Genomic DNA, 15,722 nt, shown 5'->3' with positions numbered 1-15,722 from the left:
TTCACACCTTACATTTTTGGATGAGTAATTTTCCAGGCACGGTGAATTTTCTGGTTACGCTTGAAGTCTGGACCAATGGTTTCATGCGTGATTTCTTCCACGTCATATAAACCTTCAATCATTTCATCCATTTCGAAACCACGGTAGTTGTTCGAGAAATACAACGTACCGTCAGTGGTTAAACGGTTCATGGCACGTTTCAATAAAGAGACGTGGTCACGCTGAACGTCGAAAGTCCCGTAGAATTTTTTCGAGTTAGAGAATGTCGGTGGATCGATAAAGATCAGGTCATATTGTTCATGACCTTCTTTCAGCCATTCAAAACAGTCAGATGCAAAGAATTGATGTTGTTGATCGGCATGATCTACAGTCAGACCATTTAGCACAAAGTTCTCTTTTGACCAGTTCAAATAAGTATTAGACAAATCCACGCTGGTGGTACTCGCTGCACCGCCTAAAGCTGCATGTAAGCTCGCCGTAGAAGTATAGCTGTACAGATTCAGGAAGTGCTTGCCTTTGGCTTCTTTGGCAATACGCAAACGTATCTGACGGTGATCCAGGAACAAACCAGTATCCAGATAGTCGGTCAGGTTGACCAGAATCTTGGCTTGGCCTTCCTGGACGATAAAACGTTTAGACGCTGTACTTTGTTTGGTGTACTGGTTTTTACCTTCCTGACGGGCACGGGTCTTTATAAAGATCGCATCACGGCCCAAACCGGTTACGGCGCGAATCGCCTGTAGAGCCAGGTTAAAACGTTTTTTAGCTTTTTCAGGATCAATTTTCTTCGGTGGTGCATATTCCTGAACATGCAAACGTTCGCCGTATAGATCAACTGCTACGTTAAAGTCCGGCAAGTCCGCATCATACAAACGCAGACAGTGAATATTTTCTTTTACCGCCCATTTTTTCAGGGTTTGCATATTCTTGGTCAGGCGGTTGGCAAATTCCATCGCACCTTCGATCGGCTCGAATTGTTGTGGCTGCCAGCTTTCCAGGAAAGGACGTGTGACTGCTGCTGGTTTTACTGTACCAAAACGGATATAGATCGGCAGTTTACCGTTCATCAAACGCAGAATTTGTGGATCATTGAAAGCCAAGACATCGGCCTGTTCTACCTGAGCAGCAATGACTGCCGCTTTCTGATTCGGGAAATTCTTTTGCAGCAGATTAGACAGACCCAGATACAAGGCACGGTTAGAGGCTTTATCACCTAAACGCTCACCGTACGGTGGATTGGTGACGAAGAACACTTTCTTGCCTTCAGCCTGGAAATCTGGCCAGTCATTCAAAGTACGCTCTTCGATCTTGATCTGATCGAGGGCTGATTCAAAACCTGCCGCAATAATATTCTGTTTAGTGGCTTTCACCGCTTCCCAGTCTGCATCGAAAGCATAGAATTTTGGTAATGGGTTTTCTAGCGCAGCTTTATGACGTTCAGCCGCTTCAGCTTTAATCCCCATCCACAATTCATGATCATGACCATTCCAGCCATTAAATCCGAAACGACGAACCAGACCTGGGGCACGATCCGTCAGAATCATCAGGGATTCAATGATAAACGTCCCTGAACCACACATTGGATCAACCACAATATCCGGGTTGATGTCTTTCAGGCCGCCTTTTTGCAGGATCGCAGCCGCCAGATTTTCCTTAATTGGTGCTTCAGTCATAAAGCGGCGATAGCCACGTTTATGCAGGGAATCACCAGATAAATCTAAACAATAAGTGTGTTCTTTTTTACCGGCCAGAATGTACATGGTAATTTCTGGCTGTTTGGTATCAATACTTGGACGTTTGCCCACAGCTTCCATAAAGGAATCGACGACACCATCTTTGGCACGTAGAGTTGCAAACTGGGTGTTGACCTTAATATCACGTTCAACGTGCAGACGAATCGCAAAGGTGCTTTGTGGTGCAAAAATCAGTGACCAGTCGAAGCTCATCGCACCTTCATAAAGCTCTTCTGCAACATCACGCGCATCGTGGGAGAATTCGATTTCATGCGTGTGAATTGGCATCAGGACACGAGAAGCCAGACGAGACCACATACAAATGCGGTAAGCATTTTCAAGCGTGCCTTTGAAGGTCAGACGACCTGGGAAACGTTCAATATCCTGAACACCTAAACCTTTGATTTCTTCTTCTAATAAGGTTTCCAGACCATCGGCACAGGTGACCCAATAATTGCTTAAACGTGAAGAGGTATTCATAAAATAGAGAGACCGGAAAAGAATAAATAAAAAACTGCGCTCAGTTTAGCGTATTTTGCCTGTTAAAGCTTTGGAAATTTTTTAAATTCGAGCATATACAGCCTAGTTTTACTCATCCTAAAAAGCGCTAAATGTTGACTTAAAAAGTAAACTAAAAATTGACGAGAGATATAAAATTACAAAATACCAAGAATGAAAATATTTTGAATAAAACCTTTATTTTATAGATGGGTATGTGATGATTATTAAACTAATTCGCAATCTAGATCTTCAATTGCAGCCATGTTGTATGTGTGATTTAAAAAATAAATAATCGGGTTATTGATGTGATGGATCTGATGCCGGATCGTTTATATACACCTTATGGCATCAACATTACTCTAAAAGTAAAAGCTAAAATTGGGTCACTTATGTCAAGTGATCGAGACTAAGAATTGATTAGCCAGACGAAGATCGAATCTAAAACAAAAAAGACGCTGACCTAATATTGCTCAGGGGTAGATCAGTTTTCATTCATATCAATTTATAACTCACATAACTTATTTATTAATTTTGGTACGTTTATTGCTCTATCTAATATCAATGAAGCTGTAATGCTGAGGGGAATCATTACAGCTTCATCTTTATTTTTAATTATTATTTCGGAGGGGTTTAGATGTTGGATCTTCAATTACGCAGGAATGAGGCATTTTCAATCGCTACCTTGATCTATGCACGGTTAAGACGAGTAACTGGGCGAGTGATTGATGCCATGTATCTTGCAGAAAATATCCACTATGCAAAGCATGTGATTGGGCTGGCAGAGCAGACTGAAGATCCTGAATTATTACATCTAATCAACCGTTTAAAAACCACTCTGGATTTATCGTCATTTTCAGAACTGCAGGCTGAAGAACAGGCGGAAAAGGAACTGATTTCTGTGGAACCAAGTGAAGAAGATATCTATCGCGCACAGGTTTCACATCATTATATTGGCGCATTGCGCTAATTGGGGGATTGAGTGTGGATGCTCCAGACTGAAGCACTCATGTTTAAATGAAAAAACAAGCATATAGATAGACAGGTTAAATTATCTTATTGAAAAAATACATGGGAATTTAAATTTCCATTCTTATTACCGAGATGGTTTTTGTACAACCGAGCTTTTTATCAACTATAAAGATTCGCTAATCTCTGTATAATACGTTGACTTAACGTATAAGGAATCTCTCATGCACTTGGCGGCATTGCATACACCGAGCCAGATTCAACTCAACAAAGCAGGTAATCTTAAACATTTCCTGACCATCGAAGGTCTTTCTAAAGAAACTCTTACAAAAATACTGGACACTGCGTTGTCCTTTTTTAATGACCAAAATCAGCTGATCACCAATAATTTGCTCGAAGGCAAAACGGTGATGAACCTATTTTTTGAAAATTCTACCCGAACGCGTACTACTTTTGAGGCAGCGGCCAAACGTCTGTCTGCCAACGTGCTGAATATCGATATTGCCCGTTCAAGCACCTCTAAAGGTGAAACTTTACGTGATACCTTGTGGAATCTTGAAGCCATGGCGGCAGATATTTTCGTGGTACGTCATTCATCTTCAGGTGCAGCGCACTTTATTGCCAAAGATGTCTGTCCAAATGTCGCCATCATTAATGCAGGCGATGGCCGTCATGCCCATCCAACTCAAGCGATGCTGGATATGCTGACCATTCGCCGTGAAACCAATAAAAAATTCGAAGATATGTCGATTGCGATTATTGGCGATATCAAGCATTCGCGTGTAGCACGTTCAGATGTGGCGGCACTGCAAACCTTAGGCTGCAAAGATATTCGCGTGATTGCACCGAATACGTTATTGCCATACGGTTTTGATGACTACAGTGAAGATGTACGCCTGTTCAATAATATGGAAGATGGCATCAAAGACTGTGATGTGATCATTACCTTGCGTATTCAAAACGAGCGTATTGATTCGCCAGCGCTGTCTTCTCAGGCTGAATTCTACAAAATGTATGGCCTGAATAAAGAACGTCTCGCCATGGCCAAGCCGGATTGTATCGTGATGCATCCAGGACCAATGAACCGTGGTGTGGAAATTGATTCCAGTATTGCAGACGGTCCGCAATCCGTGATTCTGAAACAGGTTACTAACGGGATTGCAGTACGTATGGCGGTACTGGCTCTTGCGATGCAGGGTCAGTTACAGGAACAGGGTTTGATTGAAGCGATTGCGGTATAAGGAATAAGTCATGTCTATTGTAAAAATTGAAAATGTCCGTGTTCTTGACCCAATCCAAAACACTGATTCAGTCGAAACGGTTTATCTGGAAAATGGTAAACGTATTGCAGAAACTGCTCACGTCTCTGAAACCATTGATGGGCAGGGCAAATGGCTGATGCCCACTATGGTGGATCTATGCGCACGTTTACGTGAACCGGGCCAGCAGCAACACGGAACTTTAAAGTCTGAAGGTAAGGCTGCACGTGAAAACGGTATTCTGCATGTCTTTACCCCGCCAGATTCCAAACCGATTGTGCAGGATAATGGTGCGCTGATTCATGGTCTGGTTGAAAAAGCCATGCTGGATGGCGGTATTTATTTACAGGTGATCGGTGCGCAAACCCAAGGTTTGCAAGGTCAGCAACCGGCCAATATGGCTGGTTTGAAAAAGGGCGGTTGTACTGCGGTTTCTAATGCCAGTGCGCCGTTTGCCAATGATGATGTGGTATTGCGTACACTTGAATATGCAGCGGGTTTGGATCTGACTGTAGTGTTCTATGCAGAAGAGCCGCAAATTGCCAAAGATGGTTGTGTGCATGAAGGCTTTATTGCTTCGCGCCAAGGTTTGCCAATGATTCCATCGCTAGCGGAAACTGTGGCCATTGCCAAATACCTGCTCATGATTGAAGCAACTAAAGTACGCGCTCATTTCGGTTTGTTATCTTGTGGTGCATCAGTAGAACTGATCCGTATTGCTAAAGAAAAAGGTCTGCCAGTAACTTGTGATGTCGCAATGCACCAATTGCATCTGACTGACCATCTGATTGATGGCTTTAACTCTCTTGCACACGTGCGTCCACCATTACGTTCTGAATCTGACAAAGAATTACTGCGTCAGGGCGTAAAATCTGGTGTGATTGATGCGATCTGTACCCATCATGAACCCCTGAGCAGCTCTGCCAAAATGGCACCCTTTGCGGAAACACAGCCTGGCTTTACCGCGTTTGATACCTACGTACCGTTCGGTATCCAACTAGTGAATGAAGGCTTCTTTACGCCGTTAGAATGGGTGGAGAAAGTCACAGTTGCTCCCGCGAAAGTCGCTAACATGTTTAATCGCTGGAAGGCAGAAGCTGGCTGGGTACTGGTTGATCCAGAACAGGAGTGGACGCTGAGTAAAGAAACGATCGTTTCTCAAGGTAAAAATACACCACTGCTCAATCAAAAAGTGAAAGGTAAAGTGCTGCAAACTTTTATTGCTGCATAACACTTACATTTCGCGTTTACAAAAAGTCAGCTTCGGCTGACTTTTTTATATCTTAATTAAAATACTAGAAAAGTTAGCCTTACATAAACAGTGAAACTTTATGATATCAGTACAATTATTAACATTCCAAAGAGGGTGGGTCGCTACACTGATTAAATATTAAACATTATAAATCAGAATAATGGTGATCTTGATGAATACAGATTTAATTGAACGTTTAAAGAGTGATGTGACCGCCATTGTGCTGCAAGGTGAAACAGAACATCTATTTGCCAAGGATCAGGCCTTAGCCCAATTCTATCCTGTATTGTTAAGTATTCTTCGTGCAAGACCGGCCTGGATTGAAAGTCTGGGTCAGCAACTTAATCCCAAGATTGATGAATTATTTAATAATAATCCGACCCTAAAACAACAATTCCTGGCTCAGTTAGATTCAACTGCACCTCAAGATGAAATTGAACAGACCCTGAACCGGGCAATTGTTCCAACCATGAACTTCTTGCAAGCAGAAGCGGGTGCACCCACTGCTGAAGCAGTAGGCCATTTGTTAGATACCCATGCAGACTCGATTCAACGGGCATTACCAGTCTGGGCTGGCCCCATACTGGCATCTCTAGGCGTATCTCCGCTGGCGGGACAAAATCTGAACCGCGCACCGGGTCTGGCTTCCGAACCGGAAGCAGAACCAGTACTGACTGAAGAGAAAAAGGCAGTGGTGTTCTGGCCTTTTATTCTCCTCGTGATTATTGCGGCGATTATCTTATTCTTCTTCCGTGGATGCCTGCGTGATGATGATCCGGATGAATTGCGAAATGCCCAAGCAGTGAGTGAAGCTGCTGCAACGAACCCTGCAATTCTCAAAATCAGCACCGGTAGTCAGGGTGAAATCGTCAACTGTCAGGTACAGATGAATGATTCGAAATATATGCAGATTTTGCAAAATGAAATCAAACAGATCTTTAATTACAGTATTGGCTGTGGTGCAGTAGCCAATGAGAATTACCACTCAGAATTTATTGATCAGGATACGATTCCATCTGTATTGAAACTGCTGCAAGGCATGTCAAATGTGACTTTGACTTGGGCGGGTAATCAGGTGTCTGTACAGGCAGCAAACAGTGCGGATGCACAGCGTTTGGCAGGTCAGATTCGTGGTCTGGCTAAAAATGTAGAAGTCGTGACCCAAAAACCAGTGGATATGGATGAGGCGATCAATACAGCCAATACCGAGGCTAAAAAAGCTTTAGACGAACTTCAGATGGAGAATATTGAGGCATTGGATGTTGCTACTGCCTTAAACCTGCAACTTATTCATTTTGCGACAGGTTCTACAGAAATTCCTGAAGTGAATAAAAGCTTGCTGGATCAGACCGCAGCTTTATTGCAATATGCCAAAGATGTACGTCTAACCGTAATAGGCCATACTGATACGGAAGGCAGCAGCACTCAAAATCAGGAGCTATCTTTAAAACGTGCTCAAGCCATTGTGAATTATCTGGTACAGAAAGGGGTGAATCCGGCACAATTACAACCTGTAGGTATGGCGGCGAATCAGCCTGCTCAACCGAATGCAACCTCGAACGGTCAGTATCAAAATCGTCGTGTAACTTTTGAAGTTATGAGTACCGAAGATGGTCGTGTACATACTGTAGATAATGAAGGCGTAGTTGAAAAGAAAGCCAGCTAAATAATTCTTTCATCATAAAAAAGGACGAATGATTCGTCCTTTTTTATTTGTTATGAATTAAGAGAAGACAGGTGGGGTATAAGTCAGGGTTCTTCCTAGAAACCAGAGCAAGAATAGTACCAATGGAAGATGAAAGACCAGTTGGGTCACTGTAAAACCAATCACATCTTTGGCTTTTAATTTTAAGATACCCAGCATAGGGAGCATAAAGAAAGGATTGATCAGATTGGGCAAGGCTTCGGCCGCATTGTAAATCTGGACAGACCAGCCCAGATGCACTTTCAGGTCATGTGCAGCCTGCATCACATAAGGCGCTTCAATAATCCATTTTCCTCCACCAGAAGGAATGAAGAAGCCTAGAATCGCTGAATAAATTCCCATCACCACTGCAAAGGTTTCCTGCGAGGCAATCGAAACGAAGAACTCGGCGATATAGTGCGATAGGGACAGGTCAGCAGAATTCAGGGCATTGGTCATCATAAAGGCGATGCTGCCATAAAGCGGAAACTGGATCAGCACCCCTGAAATGGCCGGCACAGCTTTGGACACAGCATTGAGAAAATTACGTGGTGTACCATGTAAAGCTACACCCAAAATCAGAAAGATAAAGTTATAGGTGTTTAAGCTGGAGATTGCCAGAATAGGATTACTTTTGGAAAACTCGTTAAACATCCAGACCAGACCCAGAACCACAATCAGAATACTTAAGATTGGCGAGTTTTCCAGCCAGTCACCCGGCCGTTTATGGGTCACGGTTTCAGTCTTTTCTTCTTCAATCTGGATCGGGAAGTGATCAATAGTTTTAATATGATTGCCTTTGGGCGCAGACCAGTAAGCAATGGCAATCGAAGCAATAATCAAGACTGCTGTCATGATCATGGATTGCGGCAGGAAAATCGTTTCGGTAAAAGGAATCACACCAGTCAGATTATAAAGCGGTTCTGGTAGGCTGGATTTGTTGGCTTGTAATTGCGCGGCAGAGGAGCTGATGCCGAGCGCCCAGGTTGCACCCATTCCGATAATCGCTGCTGCGGCAGCTGCACGGTAATCCATATTCAGCTCTTTACGCTGCGCCAGTGCAATCACTAGAAGAGCAGTTAGTACTGTACTCATCGCCCAGTTAATCAGGGAAATCAGTAGACTAACTGTGGCGACAAGAACGATGGCTCCACGTCCAGAATGAGGAATGCGCGCCATTTTCTGAATCAGTAATTGCATCGGTTTGGAAACTGAAACTACATAACCGACCACGATCAACATGCACATCTGTAAGGTAAAGGGAATCAGACTCCAGAATCCGTCACCAAATGAAATCGCGACGTCTTGTGCCGGCGCACCAATGCCAATCGCGGCAATCGCAACGATGATGACACCGAGTAGGGCAAAGATATAAGAGTCCGGAAACCATTTTTCAGACCAGTCGCTGACGCGCATGGCAAAGCGCTGCAAGATATTTTGTTGAGTTTGCATGATTAAAATCCATTTATTCTGCATTTGTTATTAAGAAGCGGCTTTCTTCAGCCAAAAAGAAACCCTTAAAATTTTTCATTTTAAGGGCTGGGAAAAATCAGGCTGCTTTACGGAGTAAAGGTACGCCGGTGACTTTCTGAATTTCATCAAAACTGACATCGGGTGCCAGTTCTACAAGTTGAATACCTTCAGGTGTGACATCCAATACACCTAAGTCAGTAATAATCCGGTTCACTACGGCCTGGCCAGTAAGCGGAAGACTACATTGTGAGACAATTTTAGGCGTACCATCTTTAGCGCAGTGTTCCATCAGCACCACAACTTTTTGTACACCCGCGACCAGATCCATGGCACCACCCATCCCTTTGACCTTTTTGCCCGGAATCATCCAGTTGGCCAGATCACCAGTTTCAGACACTTCCATAGCCCCCAGAATAGCGATATTGACATGACCGCCACGGATCATGGCAAAGGAGTCGGCACTGGAAAAGAAAGATGCACCTTTGCGGGCAGTTACCGTCTGTTTGCCAGCATTGATCAGGTCGGCATCCACAGTCTCTGCCGTTGGAAATTCTCCAATACCCAGCAGACCATTCTCAGACTGAAGCCAGACATTAATATTCTCTGGAATATAATTTGCGACTAAGGTTGGCAGACCAATACCCAGATTCACATAGAAACCGTCTTCAAGTTCCTGTGCGGCGCGCTGCGCCATTTCATTACGTGTCCAAGCCATGATCAAGCCTCCGCCTTTAAAGTCATCTGTTCAATGCGTTTTTCCGGTTGGGTATTCAGTACAATCCGGTTCACATAAATACCTGGAAGATGAATTTCATCTGGATCAAGGGCACCGATCTCGACAATTTCTTCAACTTCAGCAATGGTCACTTTACCAGCCATGGCACAGACCGGATTGAAGTTCTGGGCAGTTTTACGGAAAATCAGGTTGCCGGCTTTATCGGCCTTATAAGCTTTAACCAAAGCTACATCAGCAGTTAAGGATTCTTCCAGAATATAAGACTTGCCATTGAATTCGCGGACATCTTTACCTTCAGCAATGACGGTTCCAACACCGGTCGCGGTATAGAAAGCGGGAATACCTGCACCACCGGCACGTAATTTTTCAGCTAAAGTTCCTTGCGGGGTCAGTTCAACTTCAAGTTCACCGCTTAAGTATTGGCGTTCAAATTCCTTATTCTCGCCTACATAGGAAGAGATCATCTTTTTAATCTGTTTGGTTTCCAGCAATAGCCCCAAGCCAAAGCCATCGACACCGGCATTATTGGAAATACAGGTGAGACTTTTGGCACCGGTTTCTTTTAAAGCTGCAATTAGGGCTTCTGGAATACCACATAGACCAAAACCGCCTACCGCCAAGGTATGTCCATTCTGAACCACGCCGTCTAAAGCGGCTTTTGCACTGTCATACACTTTATTTGACATTTTTACCTCGATTTATTCTTCTCTTACAGATCTCTTTCATCTAAAGATCTGCTGATTTCTATCCATGAGGACTTATAGAGTGTCCGGCTATTTTAAGTTTTTAAGCACAGGCTTTTTGCCAATAGGCATTGGCATAATTGGATGGATTATTGCGTTGTAATACCTCGCTGATATTACGGCTGGCCTGCATCAAAGCATCCAGTTGAATACCGGTTTCAAAGCCCATCTTGGAGAGCAGGTAATACAGGTCTTCAGTTGAAACATTGCCGGAAGCACCTTTGGCATAAGGACAGCCACCGAGACCGGCAATAGAGGAGTCAAATATCCGAATCCCTTGCAGCAATGACTGGTAAATATTAGCGATGGCCATGCCATAGGTATTATGAAAATGACCGGCTAGCACTTTACTATCAATTTCTGAAAGACAGGCATCCCAGACGTTCTTCACGCGATCCGGAGTTGCCGTACCAATGGTTTCACCTAATGACACTTCATAGCAGCCCATGTCTAGTAGACGCTGTGTAACTTTGACGACCTGCTTCGGATCAATTGCACCTTCATAAGGGCAGTCCACCATACAAGAGACATAGCCACGCACCCTGACATCATTTGCTTTGGCAGCTGCCATCACATCTGCAAACTTCTCAAAGCTTTCATCAATCGAGCAGTTGATATTCCTGTGGGTAAAGCTTTCAGAAGCTGCGGTAAATACCGCAACTTCTTTACAATCCACAGCCAGCGCTGATTCAAAACCTTTCATGTTTGGCGTCAGCAAACTGAACTGGATATTCGGATCTTTAGGCAAGCTGGCAAATAGCGTATCGCTATCTGCCATCTGTGGAACCCATTTGGCTGAAACACAGGAGCCGACCTCAATCGCCTGCAAACCTGTTTTCATCAGGTCCAGAATCAGATTTTTACGGTCATCTAGTGTTAAAGGTGTTTTTTCGTTTTGCAGGCCATCGCGTGGCCCGACTTCTACGATTTTAACGAAATCTGTCATGCAACTTCCTCCGCTAGAGGCTGAAACTCAACCAGTTCATCACCGGCTTTAACCTGATCACCTTTCTGGAAGTATGAGTTTGCGATAATGCCATCATGCGGAGCGCGAATGGTATATTCGATCTTCATTGCTTCCAAGGTCAGCAGTACATCGTCTTTTTTCACTTTGTCATTTGCCGCGACCAGAACCTGAGTAATCACGCCAGGCATTGGCGCAGTCAAGTTATTTTCAGTCCCTTGTTCATCCTGGTTATTAAAGTCATTTTTCAAATAATTGAACTTGTAGCTTTGACCATTCTGGAACAGGGTAATGCCATGCTCAGTCTGGCTAAATGCCAGTTTCTGCTGCTGACCCGCAAGATTTAACTGGAGTAGGTGTTGATCAAGCAGCTCACCCTGGATGGTAAGTGTCTGGCCTTCATAATTTGCCAGGAAACTATTTTCTAGCGCTTTAAAGCTCACCACACGTAAAACGTCATTACATTGTAATTTAATTGTGTAGCTATTTTGCTGATTCAGACGCCAAAATGCCTTTTGCTGCCAGACGGGATTATTGCTAGTCGGGTTTTGAGCCAGACGCGATAACAGTTCAACCAAGGCTGCAGTGACCACTAATTCTGCACTGATATCAGCAGATGGTTTGAGTAGGAACTCTTCTTCACGTTGAATCAGGCCAGTATCGAGATGGGCATTTTTAAATGAATCACATAATACTAAGCGATCAAGAAAAGCGATGTTATTGCCAAGACCATCGACATGAAACTGACCCAAGGCATGATGCATCTGGGTTAAAGCAGCTTCACGGTTTTTGCCCCAAACAATCAGTTTGGCAATCATCGGATCATAATAGGTGCTGATTTCATCACCTTCGACAATGCCACTATCCACACGCACGCTGTCATTTTGTTCTGGATAGTGCAAATAGCTGATCTGACCGATGGCAGGAATAAAACCTTTTTCTGGTTCTTCGGCATAAACACGGGCTTCCAGTGCATGACCGTGTATCTGTAATTCATGCTGCTGTTTCGGTAAAGGTTCACCGAACGCTACACGTAACTGCCATTCCACCAGATCCTGACCGGTGATCATTTCAGTGACTGGATGCTCAACCTGCAGACGGGTGTTCATTTCCATGAAGTAAGCAGTACCGTCTTGCTCAACGATGAACTCGACTGTACCGGCACCGACATAATTTACAGCACGTGCAGCATCAATTGCGGCTTGGCGCATCGCCTCAAGTTTGTCTTCTGGCATTTTAGGTGCAGGTGCTTCTTCCAGAACTTTCTGGTGACGACGCTGCACGGAGCAATCACGTTCAAACAGATGCACATAATTGCCATGTGTATCACCAAAGACCTGAACTTCAATATGGCGTGGCTGCACGACATAGCGTTCAATCAGCACATCTTCATTGCCGAAGCTGGAACGTGCTTCGCTTTTACAGGAAGCGAGTGAACTCAGGAAATCTTCACTACGCTCGACCAGACGCATGCCTTTACCGCCACCGCCGGCACTAGCCTTGATCAGTACCGGATAGCCAATACTGTCTGCCTGCTGTTTCAGGAAATCCGCATCCTGATTGGTACCATGATAGCCGGGGGTTAAAGGTACACCAGCTTTTTCCATTAAGGCTTTAGAGGTCGCTTTCAGACCCATTGCTAAGATCGCATCCACTGGCGGACCAATAAAGACAATGTTGTTATCCTGACAGGCCAGGGCAAACTGGTCATTTTCAGACAGGAAACCATAACCTGGATGAATGGCCTGAGCACCGGTAGTTTTTGCTGCCTGAATAATACGTTCAATCTGTAAATAACTTTGTGCAGCAGGCGATTCACCAATATGGATGGCTTCATCTGCCAGTTTGACATGCTGTGCCTGTGCATCGGCATCGGAATATACGGCAACGGTGGCAATCCCTAACTTTTTCGCTGTACGAATCACACGGCAGGCAATTTCACCACGATTGGCAATTAAAATCTTTTCAAACATCCTACGATCCTTCTTGTTGTTATGCCGTGGTCTTAATCCAGGCCGGGCTTTGTTTGTTTAAAAATGCATTCAGTCCATTTTTCGCCTCATCTCCCTGGCGAACATGGGCAATATGCTGTGCGGTTTTAAACAGCAGATCTTCAGTCAGGACCTGTTGATCGACCAGTTGAATCAGCTGTTTTGAGGCGTTTTGCGCTGCTGGTCCACCGAGTAAGAGCGCTTCCACAATCTCATCAATTTTGCTGTCGAGCTGTTCTGGTGCAGTCACTTCATGTGCCAGACCAATGGTTTTCGCCTGTTCAGCTGAGATTCGCTCAGCAGTCAGGAAATAACGTGAGGCCTGACGGGCGCCAATCGCACGAATCACATACGGACTAATGGTCGAAGGGGCTAATCCTAAACGTACTTCAGACGTTGCAAACTTGGCATCAGTGCTGGCGATACAGATATCACAAGCGGATGCCAGTCCCATACCGCCGCCAAAAGCAATTCCATGGACACGGGCAATCGTCGGTTGTTTCAAGGTCGCCAGACTTTGCAACATTTTTGTCAGTTTGAGAGCATCGGCTTCATTGTCTGCCTGTGAGGCCTGACCGGCCTGTTTCATCCAGTTCAGATCTGCACCCGCAGAGAAGCTTTTGCCTCGGCCTGCCAGAATCACCACGCGTACGTCATCACGCTGATTTAAAGACTGGAAACAGGCATGTAGCTCTTCAATGACCTGGGTATTAAACGCATTATGCAGTTCAGCCCGGTTAATCCAGACCGTTGCCACCTGATTCTGCTGTTCGAGCTGTAAAAATTGATAGTCCATTTTTGTCACCTCTTACATGCGGAACACGCCGAATTTGGTTGGCTGGATTGGTGCATTCATCGCTGCAGCCAGACTTAGGGCCAGGACTTCACGCGATTGCGCTGGATCAATGACACCGTCATCCCATAAACGCGCAGAAGCATAATAAGGATGGCCTTGGCGTTCATATTGGTCACGAATTGGCTGTTTAAACTGGTCTTCTTCTTCAGCTGACCAGGTTCCACCTTTTTGCTCAATCTGATCGCGTTTCAAAGTCGACAATACGCTAGAGGCCTGTTCACCGCCCATCACCGAAATACGTGAGTTTGGCCAGGTCCACATAAAGCGTGGCGAGTAAGCACGGCCACACATGCCATAGTTACCGGCACCAAAAGAACCGCCAATCACCAGAGTCAGTTTAGGCACATTGGCTGTCGCGACGGCCATCACCAGCTTGGCACCATTTTTAGCAATACCTTCATTTTCATACTGACGACCCACCATAAAGCCGGTGATGTTTTGCAGGAAGATCAACGGAATATTGCGCTGGGTACACAGTTCAATAAAATGTGCGCCTTTTTGTGCTGACTCAGAGAATAAAATTCCATTGTTGGCAATAATTCCAACTGGCATTCCATAGAGCTTGGCAAAGCCAGTGACCAGGGTAGTCCCAAAGCGTGCCTTGAATTCGTCAAAGCGTGAACCGTCGACAATACGCGCAATCACTTCACGGATATCAAACGGTTTACGTGCATCGCTTGGCACAATGCCATATAGTTCTGAACTGTCAAAACGCGGTGCTTCAATTTCATCTGCAGTTTTATTTGGCTTTTTATTCAGGTTCGCCACAATGTTGCGGGCAATGGCAATTGCGTGTTCATCATTTTCTGCCAGATGATCGGCAACCCCAGATAAACGGGTATGTACATCACCACCACCTAAGTCTTCACTAGAAACCACTTCACCGGTTGCCGCTTTCACCAGAGGAGGGCCGCCGAGGAAAATCGTGCCTTGATTACGCACAATAATGGTTTCATCTGACATCGCTGGCACATAAGCACCACCTGCCGTACAGCTACCCATTACCACTGCAATCTGGGCAATACCCAGACTCGACATACGTGCCTGATTGTAAAAGATACGACCGAAGTGATCACGATCCGGGAAGACTTCATCCTGTAAAGGTAAATAAGCACCGCCAGAATCGACCAGATAAATACATGGCAAATGATTCTGTTCGGCAATTTCCTGGGCACGTAAATGCTTTTTCACCGTAAGGGGATAATAAGTCCCGCCTTTGACTGTGGCATCATTGGCCACGATCATGCAGGTCACACCATTGACCTGACCTACACCTGCGACCACACCTGCTGCAGGAACATCATCCTGATAAACCTGATAGGCAGCCAGTTGACCGATTTCCAGAAAAGCCGTGCCTGGATCAATTAAATGATTAATCCGTTCACGCGGCAGTAATTTGCCGCGATCCAGATGTTTCTGGCGGGCATTTTCTCCGCCACCCAAGGCAATTTTTTCTACTTTCTGTTTCAGATCATCCACCAGTTGCAGCATGGCAGCCTGGTTGGTCTTAAACTCTTCACTACGTATATTGATTTTGCTCTGTAACTGATTCATGACGAACATC

12 protein-coding genes are annotated in these 15,722 nt (G+C 44.9%); 4 read left to right on the top strand and 8 right to left on the bottom strand.

The features are described 5' to 3' along the window. Window positions 1-8 precede the first annotated feature (8 nt). A complete protein-coding gene (gene rlmKL, locus G5T77_RS02315) occupies window positions 9-2,213 on the bottom strand; it encodes a bifunctional 23S rRNA (guanine(2069)-N(7))-methyltransferase RlmK/23S rRNA (guanine(2445)-N(2))-methyltransferase RlmL (protein WP_166137265.1) in 2,205 nt (734 codons plus the stop codon). 655 nt (window positions 2,214-2,868) lie between these two features. Between rlmKL and G5T77_RS02310 the strand changes: the two genes are divergently transcribed. From G5T77_RS02310 to G5T77_RS02295, 4 genes are all read left to right on the top strand, one after another. After that, window positions 2,869-3,201, top strand: coding sequence for a hypothetical protein (locus tag G5T77_RS02310; RefSeq protein ID WP_034702100.1), 333 nt, complete (start codon window positions 2,869-2,871; stop codon window positions 3,199-3,201). Between the two features lie 223 nt (window positions 3,202-3,424). Then, window positions 3,425-4,441, top strand: a complete 1,017-nt coding sequence (locus G5T77_RS02305; RefSeq protein ID WP_004782500.1) for an aspartate carbamoyltransferase catalytic subunit — start codon at window positions 3,425-3,427, stop codon at window positions 4,439-4,441. Between the two features lie 10 nt (window positions 4,442-4,451). Then, window positions 4,452-5,690 (top strand): dihydroorotase, encoded by a 1,239-nt coding sequence (locus G5T77_RS02300; protein WP_166137262.1) that lies wholly within the window; start codon window positions 4,452-4,454, stop codon window positions 5,688-5,690. 193 nt (window positions 5,691-5,883) lie between these two features. Continuing rightward, a complete protein-coding gene (locus tag G5T77_RS02295) occupies window positions 5,884-7,377 on the top strand; it encodes an OmpA family protein (protein ID WP_166137259.1) in 1,494 nt (497 codons plus the stop codon). A 57-nt stretch (window positions 7,378-7,434) separates the two neighbouring features. On the opposite strand, the gene G5T77_RS02290 is transcribed toward G5T77_RS02295, so the two are convergent. From G5T77_RS02290 to G5T77_RS02260, 7 genes are all read right to left on the bottom strand, one after another. Further along, window positions 7,435-8,847 (bottom strand): TIGR00366 family protein, encoded by a 1,413-nt coding sequence (locus tag G5T77_RS02290; RefSeq protein ID WP_004782496.1) that lies wholly within the window; start codon window positions 8,845-8,847, stop codon window positions 7,435-7,437. Window positions 8,848-8,944: 97 nt separating this feature from the next. Beyond that, window positions 8,945-9,583 (bottom strand): CoA transferase subunit B, encoded by a 639-nt coding sequence (locus G5T77_RS02285; protein WP_166137256.1) that lies wholly within the window; start codon window positions 9,581-9,583, stop codon window positions 8,945-8,947. Between the two features lie 2 nt (window positions 9,584-9,585). Then, window positions 9,586-10,290, bottom strand: a complete 705-nt coding sequence (locus G5T77_RS02280) for a CoA transferase subunit A (RefSeq protein ID WP_159123878.1) — start codon at window positions 10,288-10,290, stop codon at window positions 9,586-9,588. A gap of 100 nt (window positions 10,291-10,390) precedes the next feature. Continuing rightward, window positions 10,391-11,293, bottom strand: a complete 903-nt coding sequence (locus G5T77_RS02275; RefSeq protein ID WP_166137253.1) for a hydroxymethylglutaryl-CoA lyase — start codon at window positions 11,291-11,293, stop codon at window positions 10,391-10,393. Then, the gene (locus tag G5T77_RS02270; protein WP_004782488.1) at window positions 11,290-13,284 is read right to left on the bottom strand and encodes an acetyl/propionyl/methylcrotonyl-CoA carboxylase subunit alpha; all 1,995 of its coding nucleotides are present in this window, start codon (window positions 13,282-13,284) and stop codon (window positions 11,290-11,292) included. The genes G5T77_RS02275 and G5T77_RS02270 overlap by 4 nt, the downstream gene beginning before the upstream one ends. 19 nt (window positions 13,285-13,303) lie before the next feature. Beyond that, on the bottom strand, window positions 13,304-14,098 hold the full coding sequence (locus G5T77_RS02265; RefSeq protein ID WP_166137250.1) for an enoyl-CoA hydratase/isomerase family protein: 795 nt from the start codon (window positions 14,096-14,098) through the stop codon (window positions 13,304-13,306). A gap of 12 nt (window positions 14,099-14,110) precedes the next feature. Next, window positions 14,111-15,712, bottom strand: coding sequence for a carboxyl transferase domain-containing protein (locus G5T77_RS02260; protein WP_005235052.1), 1,602 nt, complete (start codon window positions 15,710-15,712; stop codon window positions 14,111-14,113). Window positions 15,713-15,722 lie beyond the last annotated feature (10 nt).

The organism is Acinetobacter sp. GFQ9D191M (genome assembly GCF_011174875.1).
GTDB lineage: Bacteria > Pseudomonadota > Gammaproteobacteria > Pseudomonadales > Moraxellaceae > Acinetobacter.
This window is presented reverse-complemented; position numbering and strand designations above follow the sequence as displayed.